Raw genomic sequence first — 14,245 nt, 5'->3', positions numbered from 1 at the left:
ATCAGCTGCGAAAAGGGCGTCGCGTCGGCGGGAGGTCGGTCATGAAACACGCGCCGTCCAGGCGGGGGTGGCGATGGCGCGGTGACCCGCGTTGGCTGTGCGGCAGACGAAGAGCGCCGCGACGTCGTGGCGCGCCGCGAAGTCGGCGCCGTCGCTCGGTCCGAGCACGGTGAGGGCGGTCGCGAGGGCGTCCGCGTGCATGCAGTGCGCATGCAGCACCGTGACCGAGGTCAGTGCCTGCGAGGCCGGCTTGCCGCTGCGCGGGTCGATGGTGTGCGACCAGCGACGGCCGGCGTGTTCATGCGCGTGCCAGCGGTCGCCGGAGGTGGCGATGGATAGGTCGGTCAGTGTCACGGGAGGCAGGGTGTCGATCGGCGTATCGAGCCGCACGCGCCAAGGTTGGCCGTCGGGGCGTCGGCCCGCGGCCCGCAATTCGCCGCCGACCTCCACCAGGAAGTCCTGCAGACCGATCGCGGCGAGAGCGTCGGCCACCTGGTCCACGGCGAAGCCCTTGGCGACGCCGGACAGATCCAGTTGCAGGCCGCCGGGTTGGGTGATGTGCCTGTCGGCCGCATCGAAGGCCAGTCGTTGCCAGCCCGTGCGTGCGCGGGCGCCGGCCAGGGCGGCCCGGGCAGGGGGACGGTGATCATTCGCGGCCTGCGCGCCGAAGCCCCACAACGCGACCAACGGGCCAACCGTCGGGTCGATGGCGCCGCCGCTTGCCTCGGCCCAGTACAGCGCACAGGCCAGCACATCGGCGAACGCAGCGGGCAGCGCCTGGCGGGTGCCGGCTGCGGCCGCGTTGTAGCGGCTGATGTCGGACGCCGGCTCCCAGGTACTCATCTGCGCGACCACCCGGTCGAGCGCGTCGGTCACGGCGGCGCGGACCGCGTCGTGCGACCGCATCGACGGGTTGTCGAACCGGAGCGACCAGATGGTGCCCATGGTACGGCCGGCCAGCGACTGGAGGCGGGAAGGGTCGGCCACGCGCGGCATGGCCGCGTTCGCATAGCCGCCGGCGCGCCAGGTGGCGAAGGAGAGAGGTACCTGCGAACGCACTGCCGGCAGGCTCAGGGCATCACTTCCACGGTCGCCGCATAGCTCAGGCGGCGCTCCTTGGCCTGCGGCATCGTCGTCTTGTTGTCCATGGTGCTGGCGTCGATCCAGTACATGCCGGCGGTGGGCCAGGTCACGCTGAACTGGCCCTTGTCGTCGGTCTTGACCTTCGTTTCTGCGAGCTGGTCGCGGTATTGCGTGTTGCCGGCCGTCACGGTCACTTCGAGGTCCTTGGCGGGCTGACCGTCGATGTGCAGCGCGAAGGTGGCCTTCTCGCCCTTGGCGAGATCGGTGAACGCGCCGCCGGTCGACACCATCTCGAGGCCCTGGCCGATCGGCTTCGGTGCCGAGGGCTTGCCCACCGTCACGAAGGTCTCGATGCGGCCCACCGATTGCGTGACCGTCACGTCCTGCGCATCGGCCGGGATCTCCTTGGCGAGCGACTCGGGTGTGCCGCGGGCGCGTTTCTGCTGACCGGTGGCCTTGTCCTTCCAGCTCGCGAAGCCACCGGCATTGACGACCGCGATGCGGTAGGTGCCCGGTGCGCCGACGTTCACGTCGAACACGCTGCGGTGCTTGAGCTTGGCCTCCGACTCGGGCTTGACCGTGCTGCCGTCGGGTGCGGTGATCAGCAGGTTGTCCAGACGCATCGCGGCGTGGTTGGCGACGAAGAGGTCGTTCGAGACGGCGGCGTCGACCGAGATGGTGTCGGGCTTGGACAGTACCGTTGTCGAAGGCAGCAGCCAGGCGTTGTGCGCGTGGGCCATGCCGACGGCCGTCAAGGCGGTGGCGAAAGCGAGGGTGCGGAGAGACAAGGTCATGATGGACTTTCCGGTGAGGGGGATCGGGTGGACGCTCAGGGCTTGAGGTCGAGCTTGATGTCACCCAGCTCGGTGCTGCCGCTGGCGCGCTGCTGGTCGGCCTTGGTGGGCGGCCATTGGAAGGGGACGGACACGACCTCGCGACCGCCGACTTCTCGTGCGGCCTCGACCACGAACTTGTAGGCCCCCGGTGCGAGCTTCGCGGCGGCGGCGTCGGGGAGACTGACCGCATGGGTGCCGGCGGGTTTGGTCGCACTGGTCACGCCGTCGATCGGTACCTGCAGTTCGCGGCCCGTGCGGCGCCACCATTGGCGCAGGTCCTTGAGCCACTTGGTGCCTTCACCTTCGGGGTTGTTCGTCCGCGTGCGAACGTCGTACCAGACAGCCACGGTGGCGGCGACGCTGTTGTCCGCCCGTTCGATCCATGCGGCCACGTAGGGGCGGTGGTATTCGGAGGCGTTCAGGCGCGGCACCTCGATGCTCGCGCCGAGGCCGGCGGCGACGGCGGGAACGCCGAACAGGGCCGCGAGCGCGGGAATGGCCAGGGAGTAGCGGACTTGCACGGGAAACCTTTCTTGGGACGAACTAGTGAATGAACAGCAGCGCGAGCAGCACCGGGATGACCAGACCCATGCCGACCATTGGCCAGGTGAAGGGGCGGTTGCCGGCGTGCATCTTCAGAATGAAGAGGCCGGTGATAGAGAACACCAGCGCCGCAGCTGCAAAGATGTCGATGAACCAGCTCCAGGCCGCGCCCGTGTGGCGGCCCTTGTGCAGGTCGTTCAGATAGGAAATCCAGCCGCGGTCGGTGCGTTCGTATTCGATGTCCCCATCGCCGAGGCTTACCCGCAGCCAGGCATCGCCACCAGGGCGGGGAGCGAGAGATAGACCTCGTCTTCCGACCATTCGGCTTCGCCGTCGCCGGTGTCGATCTGCCAGGTCTTGTCGACCCAGGCCCGAAGCTCGGACGGCAGCGCCGCCTTGCCCTTGCGGCTCGTTCGGACTTCGACGGCCTGTTGTTCGAGGTGTGCGCGCAGCCTGTCGTCGACCTCGCCGCGCAGGGTGGTGACCTCAGGCCTGGCTTCGATCTGCGAGGCGTGGTTCAGCGTGAGGCCCGTGACGCTGAAAAGGACCATGCCGATCAGGCAAAGCGCCGAACTCACCCAATGCCATTCGTGCAGGGTCTTGAGCCAATAGGCGCGGCGGCGGTTGTCGGGGGAGGCGGTGGAGGTCATTTGAAGGCGAGAATTCTAGCCTTACAAATGAGAATCACTGCTATTTGCGTTGGTGCCCTTCACCGCATGAAATGTCCGAAAGGACCGTTGCGTGGCATTCTCATGCTATATATTCGATAGCATGTGAAGTTGCGTAAAGTGCAAAAAAAGCGGGACCGAAGTCCCGCTCTTGGATTCGCCGCGTGCTGATTTACTCGAACTCGCCCATCTGCGACTGCAAGTAGTTCTGCAGACCCACCTTGCCGACCAGATCGATCTGCGTCTCCAGGAAGTCGATGTGTTCCTCGGTGTCGTCGAGGATCTTCTGCAGCAGGTCGCGCGACACGTAATCACGCACCGTCTCGCAGTGGGCCATGCCGGCCTTGATGGTGGCCTGCGCGCCATATTCCGCCTTGAGGTCGCAGGCCAGGAGTTCGGGGACGTCCTCGCCCACGTTCAGTTTGGCGAGGTCTTGCAGGTTGGGCAGACCGTCCAGCATGAAGATGCGGTCCATCAGCCAGTCGGCGTGCTTCATTTCGCCGATCGACTCCGCGTATTCCTTCTTGGCCAGCTTGTCCAAGCCCCAATGCTTCAGCATGCGGTAATGCAGGAAGTACTGGTTGATCGCGGTGAGCTCGTTCTTGAGCTGCGCCTGGAGGTGTTCGATGACCTGTGGGTCGCCCTTCATGTGTTCTTCCTTGTTCTTGAAACAACGATTGTCTGTGTGGCTCGCAGGGGCACGCAAGCAATCCCATGCGCAGCCGGTCTGTATGCGGGTGAGGGTGATAGGCGTTCGTGTTCGATGGGGGCTGTACCGCTCGTGGATTCATAGGTGGACCCGATGCAATTGATAGTTCTTTGCTATCGATTAGCAAAATTTGGTAGCTATAATCATGGCTCACCCTTTTCTTCATCTGCACCGCCAAGGAAGCACCATGACCCTGATCAACACCCAAGTCCAACCGTTCAAGACCCAGGCCTACCTCAATGGCAAGTTCATCGAGGTTTCCGACGAAACACTCAAGGGCAAGTGGTCTGTCCTGATCTTCATGCCGGCGGCCTTCACCTTCAACTGCCCGACCGAAGTCGAAGACGCGGCCGACAACTACCCCGAGTTCCAGAAGCTGGGTGCCGAGGTCTACATCGTGACCACCGACACGCACTTCTCCCACAAGGTGTGGCACGACACGTCGCCTGCCGTCGGCAAGGCCAAGTTCCCGCTGGTGGGCGACCCGACCCACACGCTGACCAACGCCTTCGGCGTGCACATCCCCGAAGAAGGTCTGGCGCTGCGCGGCACGTTCGTGATCAACCCCGACGGCATCATTAAGACGATGGAAGTGCACTCCAACGAGATCGCGCGTGACGTCAAGGAAACCTTGCGCAAGCTCAAGGCCGCTGTGTACACCGCCGCGCACCCTAACGAGGTCTGCCCGGCCAAGTGGAACGATGGCGACAAGACCATTGCCCCGTCGTTCGACCTCGTCGGCAAGATCTAAGCGCCCTGCGCCAGAAGGCCCCGGGCGCTCACGAGGCCCCGGGTCTTTTTATCCCTGTTTGATAGTTTTTGAATATCGAAAGTGAGTCCGCCATGCTCGACGCAGCCACTAAAGCCCAACTGAAGAGTTACCTCGAACGCGCCACGCAGCCGATCGAGATCGTCGCGTCGCTCGACGACAGCCAGGCCTCCGGCGAGCTGCTGTCGCTGCTGAAGGACGTCGCCGAGTCATCGCCACTGGTCAAGCTGACCGAAAGCCGCGACGACAACCATCGCAAGCCTTCGTTCTCGGTCAATCGCCCGGGTGAAAACCATGGCCCGCGCTTCGCCGGCCTGCCGATGGGCCATGAATTCACGTCGCTGATCCTCGCCCTGCTGCAGATCGGCGGCTATCCCCCGAAGGTCGAGCAAGAAGTGCTCGACCAGATCCGCGCACTCGACGGCGACTTCGAGTTCGAGATCTATGTCTCGCTGACCTGCCACAACTGCCCGGACGTCGTGCAGGCGCTGAACCTGATGGCGGTACAGAACCCGCGCATCCGCACCACGATGATCGAGGGCGGTACCTTCCAGGACGAGGTCAAGGAACGCCAGATCATGGCGGTGCCCACCGTGTTCCTCAACGGTACCGAGTTCGGCCAGGGCCGCATGAGCCTCGAAGAGATCCTCGCGAAGATCGACACCAGCGGTGTGGAGCGCGAAGCCAGGAAGATCGCCGCCAAGGCCCCGTTCGACGTGTTGATCATCGGTGGCGGCCCCGCCGGTGCGGCGGCGGCCGTGTACGCCGCACGCAAGGGCATCCGGACCGGCGTCGCCTCGGAGCGCTTCGGCGGTCAGGTGCTCGACACCATGGGCATCGAGAACTTCATCTCGGTCAAGGAAACCGAGGGGCCGAAGTTCGCGATGGCGCTCGAAGAGCACGTACGCGCCTACGACGTGGACATCATGAACCTTCAGCGCGCCGCCGCGCTGGTGCCCGGCAAGGACTATGTCGAGGTCAAGCTGGAGAGCGGCGCGTCGCTGAAGAGCCGCACCGTGATCATCTCGACCGGTGCGCGCTGGCGAAACATCAACGTGCCCGGCGAACAGGAGTACAAGAACAAGGGCGTCGCCTACTGCCCGCACTGCGATGGCCCGCTCTTCAAGGGCAAGCGCGTCGCTGTCATCGGCGGCGGCAACTCCGGCGTGGAGGCGGCGATCGACCTGGCCGGCATCGTTGGCCATGTGACGCTCATCGAGTTCGACACGCAGTTGCGTGCCGACGCGGTGCTCCAGCGCAAGCTTCAGAGCCTGCCGAACGTGACCATCCACACCAACGCGCAGACGACCGAGATCACCGGCGATCAGCAGAAGGTCAATGGTCTCGTCTACAAGGACCGCGCGACCGGCGAGAGCCGCACCGTGCCGCTCGAAGGCGTGTTCATCCAGATCGGCCTGGTGCCCAACACCGACTGGCTCAAGGGCACGGTCGAATTGTCGAAGCACGGTGAGATCGTGATCGATGCGCGGGGGCAGACCTCGGTGCCGGGCGTGTTCGCGGCCGGTGACGCGACGACCGTGCCGTACAAGCAGATCATCATCGCCGCGGGCGACGGCGCCAAGGCTGCGCTGAGCGCCTTCGACCACCTGATCCGCACGCCAGCGCCTGCCGTCGACACTGCGAAGATCGACGCGGAAGCTGTGGCCGCCTGAGGGCACGCGACACGCATCCGACGAAAAGGCCACCGCTTGCGGTGGCTCTTTTTTTGTCAGTAGGTCAGCCGCTGCGGCTGCAGCTCCTGCAGGATGGTCGTGGCGATTTCTTCGATCGATTTGGTCGTGGTGCTGAGCCAGCGAATGCCGGCGCGGCGCATCATCGCCTCGGCCTGGCTCACCTCGTGGCGGCAGTTCTCGAGACTGGCATAGCGCGAATTGGGGCGACGTTCGTTGCGGATTTCGCTCAGACGCTCCGGCAGGATGGTCAGGCCGAAGATCTTCTTGCGATGGGGCAGCAACGCGGGCGGCAGCTGGAGGCGCTCGAAGTCTTCCGGAATCAGCGGGTAATTCGCCGCCTTCAGTCCATGCTGCATCGCCAGATACAGCGACGTCGGCGTCTTGCCGCTGCGGCTGACGCCCACCAGGATCACATCGGCGCCCTGCAGGTCGCGGTTGCTCTGGCCGTCGTCATGCTGCAGGCTGAAGTCGATTGCCGCGATCCGGTCGTTGTATTGCTTGCTCTTGCTGACATCGCTGAAACGGCCGATGCGGTGGTTCGACTTCATCGCCAGCTCGATCTCGAGCGGCCGCACGAAGGTGCCGAACATATCGAGCAGCATGCCTTTGCAGCCGGTCTCGATCACCTCCAGCACGTCCATGTTGGCCAGGGTGGTGAAGACGATGGGACGCCGCCCCTCGATCTCGGCCGTGTGGTTGATCTGCCGGACCGCCTGGTGGGCCTTGTCCACCGTGTCGGTGAAGGGCAGCCGGATGTGGCGCGGCTTGATCTCGAACTGCGCCAGCACGGCGTTGCCGAAGGTTTCGGCGGTGATTCCGGTGCCGTCGGAGACGAAGAAAACGGAGCGTGTGGTCATGGTTTGGCGGTTTTGTCCTTCGGCACGCCCGGCGGGTGCGCGCCTACAATCCGGGCCATTATCGAGATTCCGGCCCCCACCAACCGCATTTCTCGCACCCCGAATTTCCCCATGCCCACCGCGCCCGCACCCACAGCAACGAGAACGATCGTGCAGCGCCGTCCGCATGGGCCGCAAGTTTTAACTTCTGGAGCTTTCCCATGTCTGCACTTTTCGACGCGACCGCCCTGGTCGTACCGTTTGAAAACCTGAGGATGACCGACGTCGAGTCGGTCGGCGGCAAGAACGCCAGCCTCGGCGAGATGATTTCCCAGTTGCCGCAGGGTGTGCGGGTGCCCACGGGCTTCGCCACCACGGCGCATGCCTTCCGCCAGTTCCTGGCGCACGACGGCCTGGCCGACAAGATCAGCAAGCGCCTGGCCGCGCTCGACACCGACGACGTGCGCGCCCTGGCCGCCGCCGGTGCCGAAATCCGTGCCATGGTCGAAGCCCAGCCGTTTCCGGCCGATCTGCAGAAAGCCATCGGCGACGCCTTCGCCACCCTGAGCGCGGGCAACCCGCAGGCGAGTTTCGCCGTGCGTTCCTCGGCCACGGCCGAAGACCTGCCCGACGCCTCTTTCGCCGGGCAGCAGGAGACCTTCCTGAATGTGGTCGGCATCGACGAGGTGCTGCACAAGATGAAGGAGGTGTTCGCCTCCCTCTACAACGACCGCGCCATCAGCTACCGCGTGCACAAGGGCTTCGCACATGACGTTGTCGCGCTGTCGGCTGGCGTGCAGCGCATGGTGCGCTCCGACCTGGGCGCGGCCGGCGTGATGTTCACCATCGACACCGAGTCCGGCTTCGAAGACGTCGTGTTCATCACGTCCAGCTACGGCCTGGGCGAAACGGTGGTGCAGGGCGCCGTCAACCCCGACGAGTTCTACGTGCACAAGCCGATGCTCAAGGCCGGCAAGCGCGCGCTGATCCGCCGCAACCTGGGCTCCAAGCTGATCCAGATGGAGTTCTCCTCGCCCGAGGAAAAAGCCGCCACCGGCAAGCTGGTGAAGACCACCGACGTCAAGACCGAACTGCGCAACCGCTATTCGCTGAGCGATGCCGATGTCGAGCAATTGGCCAAATACGCCCTGGTCATCGAGGAACACTATGGCCGCCCGATGGACATCGAATGGGGCAAGGACGGCACCGACGGCCACCTCTACATCCTGCAGGCGCGTCCCGAAACGGTGAAGAGCCAGCAGCAGGGCAAGGCCGAGCAGCGCTACAAGCTGCTCGGGCGCGGTGCGGTGCTGGCCGAAGGCCGCGCCATCGGTCAGAAGATCGGCACCGGTCCGGTCCGCCTGGTCTACAACATCAGCGAAATGGACACCGTCCAGGCCGGCGACGTGCTGGTGACCGACATGACCGACCCGAACTGGGAGCCCGTGATGAAGCGCGCCAGCGCCATCGTCACCAACCGCGGCGGCCGGACCTGCCACGCGGCGATCATCGCGCGCGAACTGGGCATTCCGGCCGTGGTCGGCTGCGGCGATGCCACCGATCGGCTGAAGGACGGCACGCTGGTGACCGTGAGCTGCGCCGAGGGCGACACCGGCTTCATCTACGACGGGCTGCTCGAAACCGAGGTGACCGAGGTCAAGCGCGGCGCCATGCCCGAGATCGACCTGAAGGTCATGATGAACGTCGGCAATCCGCAGCTCGCCTTCGACTTCGCGCAGTTGCCCAACCACGGCGTGGGCCTGGCGCGGCTCGAGTTCATCATCAACAACAACATCGGGGTGCATCCCAAGGCGATCCTCGACTACCCGAACGTCGATGCGGATCTGAAGAAGGCGGTCGAATCGGTGGCGCGCGGCCATGCGTCGCCGCGGGCGTTCTATGTCGACAAGGTGGCCGAAGGCATTGCGACCATCGCCGCCGCCTTCTGGCCCAAGCCGGTGATCGTGCGCCTGTCGGACTTCAAGTCGAACGAGTACCGCAAGCTGATCGGCGGCAGCCGCTACGAGCCGGAAGAAGAGAACCCGATGCTCGGTTTCCGCGGCGCGGCGCGCTACGTGAGCGAGGAATTTCGCGAGGCGTTCCTGATGGAGTGCGAGGCGCTCAAGCGGGTGCGCAACGACATGGGGCTGACCAACGTGCAGATCATGGTGCCCTTCGTGCGCACCTTGAAGCAGGCAGAGCGCGTGACCGATCTTCTGGCTGCGGAAGGCCTCAAGCGCGGTGACAACGAACTCAAGATCATCATGATGTGCGAGGTGCCGAGCAACGCCATCCTGGCCGACGAATTCCTGCAGTTCTTCGACGGCTTCTCGATCGGATCGAACGACCTGACCCAACTCACGCTGGGCCTGGACCGCGACTCGGGTCTCGAACTGCTGGCGGCCGACTTCGACGAGCGCGACCCGGCGGTGAAGGCCATGCTCAGCCGCGCCATCAAGGCCTGCAAGGCGCAAGGCAAGTACGTCGGCATCTGCGGCCAGGGGCCCAGCGATCATCCGGACTTTGCGCTGTGGTTGGCCAACGAGGGCATCGAGTCGATCTCTCTGAATCCCGACAGCGTGATCGACACCTGGCAGCAGCTGGCCAATCGCTGAGCGGCCGGGCTGGGCAGGGCGTTGCGCAGATGTCGAATCTGCGCAACGCGCGCACGGGCTTGATGTTCGGCGTAATTCCTGCGTCAGCCGGTTATATTTGCAACAAATTGCGTTTTTGCTGTCAAACTGGCCGATCGAGACACTCCTGTCGAGGGCGCCATGATTCTTGTCAAGACAGAGACCGGCCAACAGGTCTTCAAAGACCGTTCGATCCGGCTGACACCGCGGCAACGCTCCGCCTTCATCCTCTTCGACGGCCGCCGCTCGGTCGGCGACATCCTGACAGCCTGCGAGGGCGTGACAGCGCAGGACGTCGATCAGATGATCGAACTGGGGTTGCTGGGCCAAACGGGCCAAACAACCGGGCAGGCCGTGCCATCGGCGCCGCAGTCGGTCGCCGTGGCTGCGCCTGCGCTTGAGGTCGGCGCCTCGGATGCCGGCCGATCCTTGCAGCAGCGTTACAAGGATGCGTACCCGGTCGCCACGCAGTTGACCGGCAGCTTGGGGTTGCGAGGATTCCGGCTCAACCTTGCAGTCGAGGGGACGAGTTCCTACGAGGATCTCCTCGCCCTCGCACCCAAGATTCGCGCTTCAGTCGGCCCCGAGAAGGCCGCCGTGCTGGATCGCGCGTTGGGCATCTGAGCTTTTGGTCTGCGCACTTGTGGGTCGAGCCAGCGGCACTGCTATAATCGCCGGCTTTGCCTTGCCACACTGCGCCGACGCTGCGGGTGGCTTTATCCCTTCTACGGAAGATCCACAAGGAGTGCCATGCGTCATTACGAAATCATTTTGCTGATCCATCCGGATCAGAGCGAGCAGGTTCCGGCCATGCTGGAACGCTACAAGGGCCTGATCACGGCCGGCGGCGGCAAGGTCCACCGCGTTGAAGACTGGGGCCGTCGTCAGCTGGCCTACCAGATCAACAAGCTCAACAAGGCGCACTACCTGTGCGTGAACATCGAGGCTGAACAAGCCGTGATGGCCGAGCTGGAACACGCGTTCAAGTTCAACGACGCTGTGCTGCGCCACCTGACCGTTCAGAAGAAGAAGGCCGACACCGGTCCTTCGTCGATGATGAAGACGGTCGAGCGCGAAGAAGCCCGCAAGGCTCAGCAGGCCGAATACGCCGCCAACAACAACTGATGGTGTGAGCCCGGCTGCCGCGGCCAATCAGCTGTTGCTGACGGCCTGCGTTGCCGAACTCGGCGCCTTGCGCTTCACGCCTGCCGGTCTGCCTGCCCTCGATCTGCGACTCGAACACGAGTCGACGGTCGACGAAGCCGGCAAGCCCCGTCAGGTGAAGGCGGCCCTCAAGGCCGTGGCCTTCGGCGCAGTGGCCGAGCGGCTCGCGAAGCAGGCGTTGGGCAGTCTCTGGTTGTTCAGGGGCTTCCTGGCGACGCCGGGGACGGCGAAGCATCCGGTGCTGCACATCCAGGATTTTCAGCAAGATTAATTTTCGAAGAGAGGTCCCGAAATGGCCACGTTCAAGAAATTCAACAAAGACAAGCGCCCGAAGCGCAACACCCAGTCGCTGCTGTTCAAGCGCAAGCGCTTCTGCCGCTTCACCGTCGCTGGCGTCGAAGAGATCGACTACAAGGACATCGACACGCTGCGTGACTTCATCAGCGAAAACGGCAAGATCATTCCCGCACGCCTGACCGGCACGCGCGCGATCTATCAGCGCCAACTCAACACCGCCATCAAGCGCGCGCGCTTCCTGGCCATGGTCCCGTACAGCGACCAGCACCGCGTCTAAGGAGCAGACACCATGCAAGTCATTCTTCTGGACAAGGTCGTCAACCTCGGCACCCTCGGCGAAATCGTCAAGGTCAAGGACGGTTACGCACGCAACTTCCTGATTCCCTCGGGCCGCGCCCGCCGCGCCACCGAAGCCAACAAGGCCGAATTCGAAGCCAAGCGCGTCGAACTCGAAAAGGCTGCGGCCGCCAAGCTGGCCGAATCGCAAGCCCAGGGCGAGAAGCTCGCTGGCACGGCGGTCAAGATCACGCAGAAGGCCGGCGTCGACGGCCGCCTGTTCGGTTCGGTCACCAACAGCGACATCGCTGAAGAGCTCAACAAGCAAGGCTACAAGATCGTGAAGTCGCAAGTGCGCATGCCCAACGGCCAGATCAAGGTCGTCGGCGACAGCACGGTGAGCGTTGCACTGCACACCGATGTGGTGGTCGACATCACCGTGACGGTCTACGGCGAAAGCGCCTAAGTCTGCCCGCGCGCCTCGGCGCGTCGCGAAAGCCGCCTTCGGGCGGCTTTTTCTTTTTGGTGTTGTCCCTGTTGCTGCACCGGCAAGCCACTGCTTATCCACAGCCTTATCCCATGACGGCGCAGCGTCTGCGCCGTAGCATGGGCGCTCCTTCAGGAAATCCATGTCCGCTGTCTTCTCCTACGCCGAAAACGACCCGTCGCCCGACCGCCAGATCGCCCAGTTGCGCATTCCGCCCCATTCGATCGAGGCGGAATCGAGCGTGCTCGGCGGCCTGCTGCTCGACAACGGCGCCTGGGACCGCATGGGCGACCTGCTGGTCGACGCCGACTTCTACCGGTATGAGCACAAGCTCATCTATGCGGCGATCGGCACGCTGATCAATGCCTCGAAGCCCGCGGACGTGATCACCGTCTACGAGCAGTTGCAGAACCTGGGCAAGGCCGACGAGATGGGTGGCCTGGTCTACCTGAACTCGCTGGCGCAGTACGTGCCGAGTGCGAGCAACATCCGCCGCTACGCGGAGATCGTGCGTGAGCGCTCCATTCTGCGCAAGCTGGTGAGCGCGGCCGACGAAATTGCGACGAACGCCTTCAATCCGCAGGGCAAGGCCGTCGACAAGATCCTCGACGAGGCCGAGCAGAAGATCTTCAACATCGGCGAGGAAGGCTCGCGGATGAAGCAGGGCTTCCAGAGCATGGACTCGCTGGTGGTCGAACTTCTCGATCGTGTGACGGAGATGGCGGACAACCCGAACGACATCACCGGCATCCGCACCGGCTTCTACGAGTTCGACAAGATGACCTCCGGCCTGCAGGCCGGCGACATGATCGTGCTGGCGGCGCGTCCGTCGATGGGCAAGACCTCGCTGGCGATCAACATCGCCGAGCACGTGGCGCTGAACGAAGGTCTGCCCGTGGCGGTGTTCTCGATGGAAATGGGGGCTTCGCAGTTGGCGGTGCGTATCGTGGGCTCCATCGGCCGCATTGACCAGGGCCACCTGCGCACCGGCAAGCTGACCGACGAAGAATGGCCACGCCTGACGGAGGCCATCGAGAAGCTGCGAACGATCTCGCTGCACATCGACGAGACGCCGGGCCTGACCACGAGCGAACTGCGCGCCAATGCGCGCCGCCTGGCGCGTCAGTACGGCAAGCTCGGCCTGATCGTGGTCGACTACCTGCAGCTCATGAGCGTGTCGAGCAGCATGAACGACGAGAACCGCGCGACGGCAGTCGGCGAAATTTCGCGTGGCCTGAAGATGCTGGCCAAGGAACTCAAGTGCCCGGTGATCGCACTGTCGCAGCTCAGCCGCGGCGTGGAAAGCCGCACCGACAAGCGGCCGATGATGAGCGACCTGCGCGAGTCCGGTGCGATCGAGCAGGACGCGGACCTGATCATGTTCATCTATCGCGATGACTACTACGACAAGAACAGCAAGGAACCGGGCGTGGCGGAGGTGATCATCAGCAAGCACCGCAACGGCCCCACCGGCACGGTGAAGCTGGCCTTCCTCAAGCCGCTCACCAAGTTCGAGAACCTGGCGAGCTTCGGAGGCAGCGACGACTATTGAGCGGGGCGTTCTCGCCGCTCGGCCTCGACCCGGCGCAGCATGTCGGCCATCGTCTTGCCGGGCTCGTCGCGAAAACGTTCGTCGAGCACCGTGACGCTGCTCATGCGGTCGACACGAAAGCCGCGGAAGTCACCGCGCAATTCGGACCAGGCCGACAGCGTCCACACCTTGCCCCAGTAGAGGCAGCCGAGCGGCCGCACGGTGCGCTCGGTCGCGCCGCCCGCCAGGTCGCGGTAAGACATGCGCAGCTTGCTGCGCGCCTGCACCGCTTCACGCAGTGTCTGCAATTGCCTGCGAGTGGAATCGTCGAGGGCCATGGCGGGCGCATACATCGTGAGCGCCTCGGCCGACACACGCGCGGCCGGGGGCAGCACCGACAGGATCTTGCCAAGTCCGGTCTCGATGGCGCGTGCCATCGCCGGGTCGACCCATGTCTGTGCCACGCGCGCTGCGGCGACGAGGGCCGTCGCTTCTTCCTGGGTGAACATCAGCGGCGGCAATTCGAAGCCGTCGCCCAAGCGATAGCCGACACCCGCTTCGCCCTCGATGGGCACGCCCTGGTGCTGCAGGTCGGCCACGTCGCGGTACACCGTGCGCTCCGAGATTTCGAGCCGCTGCGCCAGGAACGCCGCCGTGGTGAGCCGTCGTCCGCGAATGAGCTGCACGATATGGAACAGGCGGTCGGCGCGGCGCATCAG

At 64.4% G+C, this 14,245-nt stretch carries 15 protein-coding genes and 1 pseudogene; 9 read left to right on the top strand and 7 right to left on the bottom strand.

Annotated features, from left to right (window positions below; translation table 11 throughout):
- Positions 1 to 39 precede the first annotated feature (39 nt).
- From N8A90_RS22290 to bfr, 5 genes and pseudogenes are all read right to left on the bottom strand, one after another.
- Complete coding sequence (locus N8A90_RS22290; protein WP_410087731.1) at positions 40 to 996, bottom strand: FAD:protein FMN transferase; 957 nt, start codon at positions 994 to 996, stop codon at positions 40 to 42.
- 74 nt (positions 997 to 1,070) lie between these two features.
- A complete protein-coding gene (locus N8A90_RS22285) occupies positions 1,071 to 1,877 on the bottom strand; it encodes a DUF4198 domain-containing protein (RefSeq protein ID WP_262077411.1) in 807 nt (268 codons plus the stop codon).
- Positions 1,878 to 1,912: 35 nt separating this feature from the next.
- Positions 1,913 to 2,440 (bottom strand): DUF2271 domain-containing protein, encoded by a 528-nt coding sequence (locus N8A90_RS22280; RefSeq protein ID WP_262077410.1) that lies wholly within the window; start codon positions 2,438 to 2,440, stop codon positions 1,913 to 1,915.
- A 22-nt stretch (positions 2,441 to 2,462) separates the two neighbouring features.
- Positions 2,463 to 3,112 (bottom strand): annotated as a pseudogene (locus N8A90_RS22275) (PepSY-associated TM helix domain-containing protein).
- A 190-nt stretch (positions 3,113 to 3,302) separates the two neighbouring features.
- Positions 3,303 to 3,779, bottom strand: coding sequence for a bacterioferritin (gene bfr / locus N8A90_RS22270; RefSeq protein WP_262077409.1), 477 nt, complete (start codon positions 3,777 to 3,779; stop codon positions 3,303 to 3,305).
- Positions 3,780 to 4,026: 247 nt separating this feature from the next.
- Here bfr and ahpC point away from each other — a divergent pair, with 247 nt between their 5' ends.
- Both ahpC and ahpF read left to right on the top strand, forming a co-directional pair.
- A complete protein-coding gene (ahpC, locus tag N8A90_RS22265; protein ID WP_262077408.1) occupies positions 4,027 to 4,590 on the top strand; it encodes an alkyl hydroperoxide reductase subunit C in 564 nt (187 codons plus the stop codon).
- A gap of 92 nt (positions 4,591 to 4,682) precedes the next feature.
- Entirely contained in the window at positions 4,683 to 6,281 is a 1,599-nt protein-coding gene (gene ahpF / locus N8A90_RS22260; protein WP_262077407.1) for an alkyl hydroperoxide reductase subunit F, read from the top strand.
- Between the two features lie 56 nt (positions 6,282 to 6,337).
- On the opposite strand, the gene N8A90_RS22255 is transcribed toward ahpF, so the two are convergent.
- Positions 6,338 to 7,159 carry a pyruvate, water dikinase regulatory protein gene (locus N8A90_RS22255; RefSeq protein ID WP_262077406.1) on the bottom strand — a complete coding sequence of 274 codons (822 nt, stop codon included), beginning with the start codon at positions 7,157 to 7,159 and terminating at the stop codon, positions 6,338 to 6,340.
- Positions 7,160 to 7,359: 200 nt separating this feature from the next.
- Here N8A90_RS22255 and ppsA point away from each other — a divergent pair, with 200 nt between their 5' ends.
- The 7 genes from ppsA (at position 7,360) to dnaB (ending at position 13,547) form a co-directional block, all read left to right on the top strand.
- Positions 7,360 to 9,753, top strand: a complete 2,394-nt coding sequence (gene ppsA / locus N8A90_RS22250; RefSeq protein WP_262077405.1) for a phosphoenolpyruvate synthase — start codon at positions 7,360 to 7,362, stop codon at positions 9,751 to 9,753.
- 159 nt (positions 9,754 to 9,912) lie between these two features.
- Positions 9,913 to 10,395, top strand: a complete 483-nt coding sequence (locus N8A90_RS22245; protein WP_262077404.1) for a hypothetical protein — start codon at positions 9,913 to 9,915, stop codon at positions 10,393 to 10,395.
- A 126-nt stretch (positions 10,396 to 10,521) separates the two neighbouring features.
- Positions 10,522 to 10,896, top strand: coding sequence for a 30S ribosomal protein S6 (rpsF, locus tag N8A90_RS22240; RefSeq protein ID WP_153285067.1), 375 nt, complete (start codon positions 10,522 to 10,524; stop codon positions 10,894 to 10,896).
- A gap of 4 nt (positions 10,897 to 10,900) precedes the next feature.
- Positions 10,901 to 11,206: a primosomal replication protein N gene (gene priB, locus N8A90_RS22235; RefSeq protein WP_262077403.1), complete on the top strand. Its 306-nt coding sequence runs from the start codon at positions 10,901 to 10,903 to the stop codon at positions 11,204 to 11,206.
- A 21-nt stretch (positions 11,207 to 11,227) separates the two neighbouring features.
- Complete coding sequence (gene rpsR / locus N8A90_RS22230; protein ID WP_007830781.1) at positions 11,228 to 11,509, top strand: 30S ribosomal protein S18; 282 nt, start codon at positions 11,228 to 11,230, stop codon at positions 11,507 to 11,509.
- A 12-nt stretch (positions 11,510 to 11,521) separates the two neighbouring features.
- Positions 11,522 to 11,974: a 50S ribosomal protein L9 gene (gene rplI / locus N8A90_RS22225; protein WP_262077402.1), complete on the top strand. Its 453-nt coding sequence runs from the start codon at positions 11,522 to 11,524 to the stop codon at positions 11,972 to 11,974.
- 163 nt (positions 11,975 to 12,137) lie between these two features.
- On the top strand, positions 12,138 to 13,547 hold the full coding sequence (gene dnaB, locus N8A90_RS22220; protein WP_262077401.1) for a replicative DNA helicase: 1,410 nt from the start codon (positions 12,138 to 12,140) through the stop codon (positions 13,545 to 13,547).
- Here the strand turns inward: dnaB and N8A90_RS22215 are convergent.
- A complete protein-coding gene (locus N8A90_RS22215) occupies positions 13,541 to 14,242 on the bottom strand; it encodes a helix-turn-helix transcriptional regulator (RefSeq protein ID WP_262077400.1) in 702 nt (233 codons plus the stop codon). The two genes, dnaB and N8A90_RS22215, sit on opposite strands and share 7 nt — an antisense overlap.
- Positions 14,243 to 14,245: the final 3 nt, after the last annotated feature.

Source organism: Variovorax sp. N23, assembly GCF_025486315.1.
GTDB lineage: Bacteria > Pseudomonadota > Gammaproteobacteria > Burkholderiales > Burkholderiaceae_C > Variovorax.
Note: the sequence above shows the minus strand (reverse complement) of the source record. Positions and strands in the feature narration are given on the sequence as shown.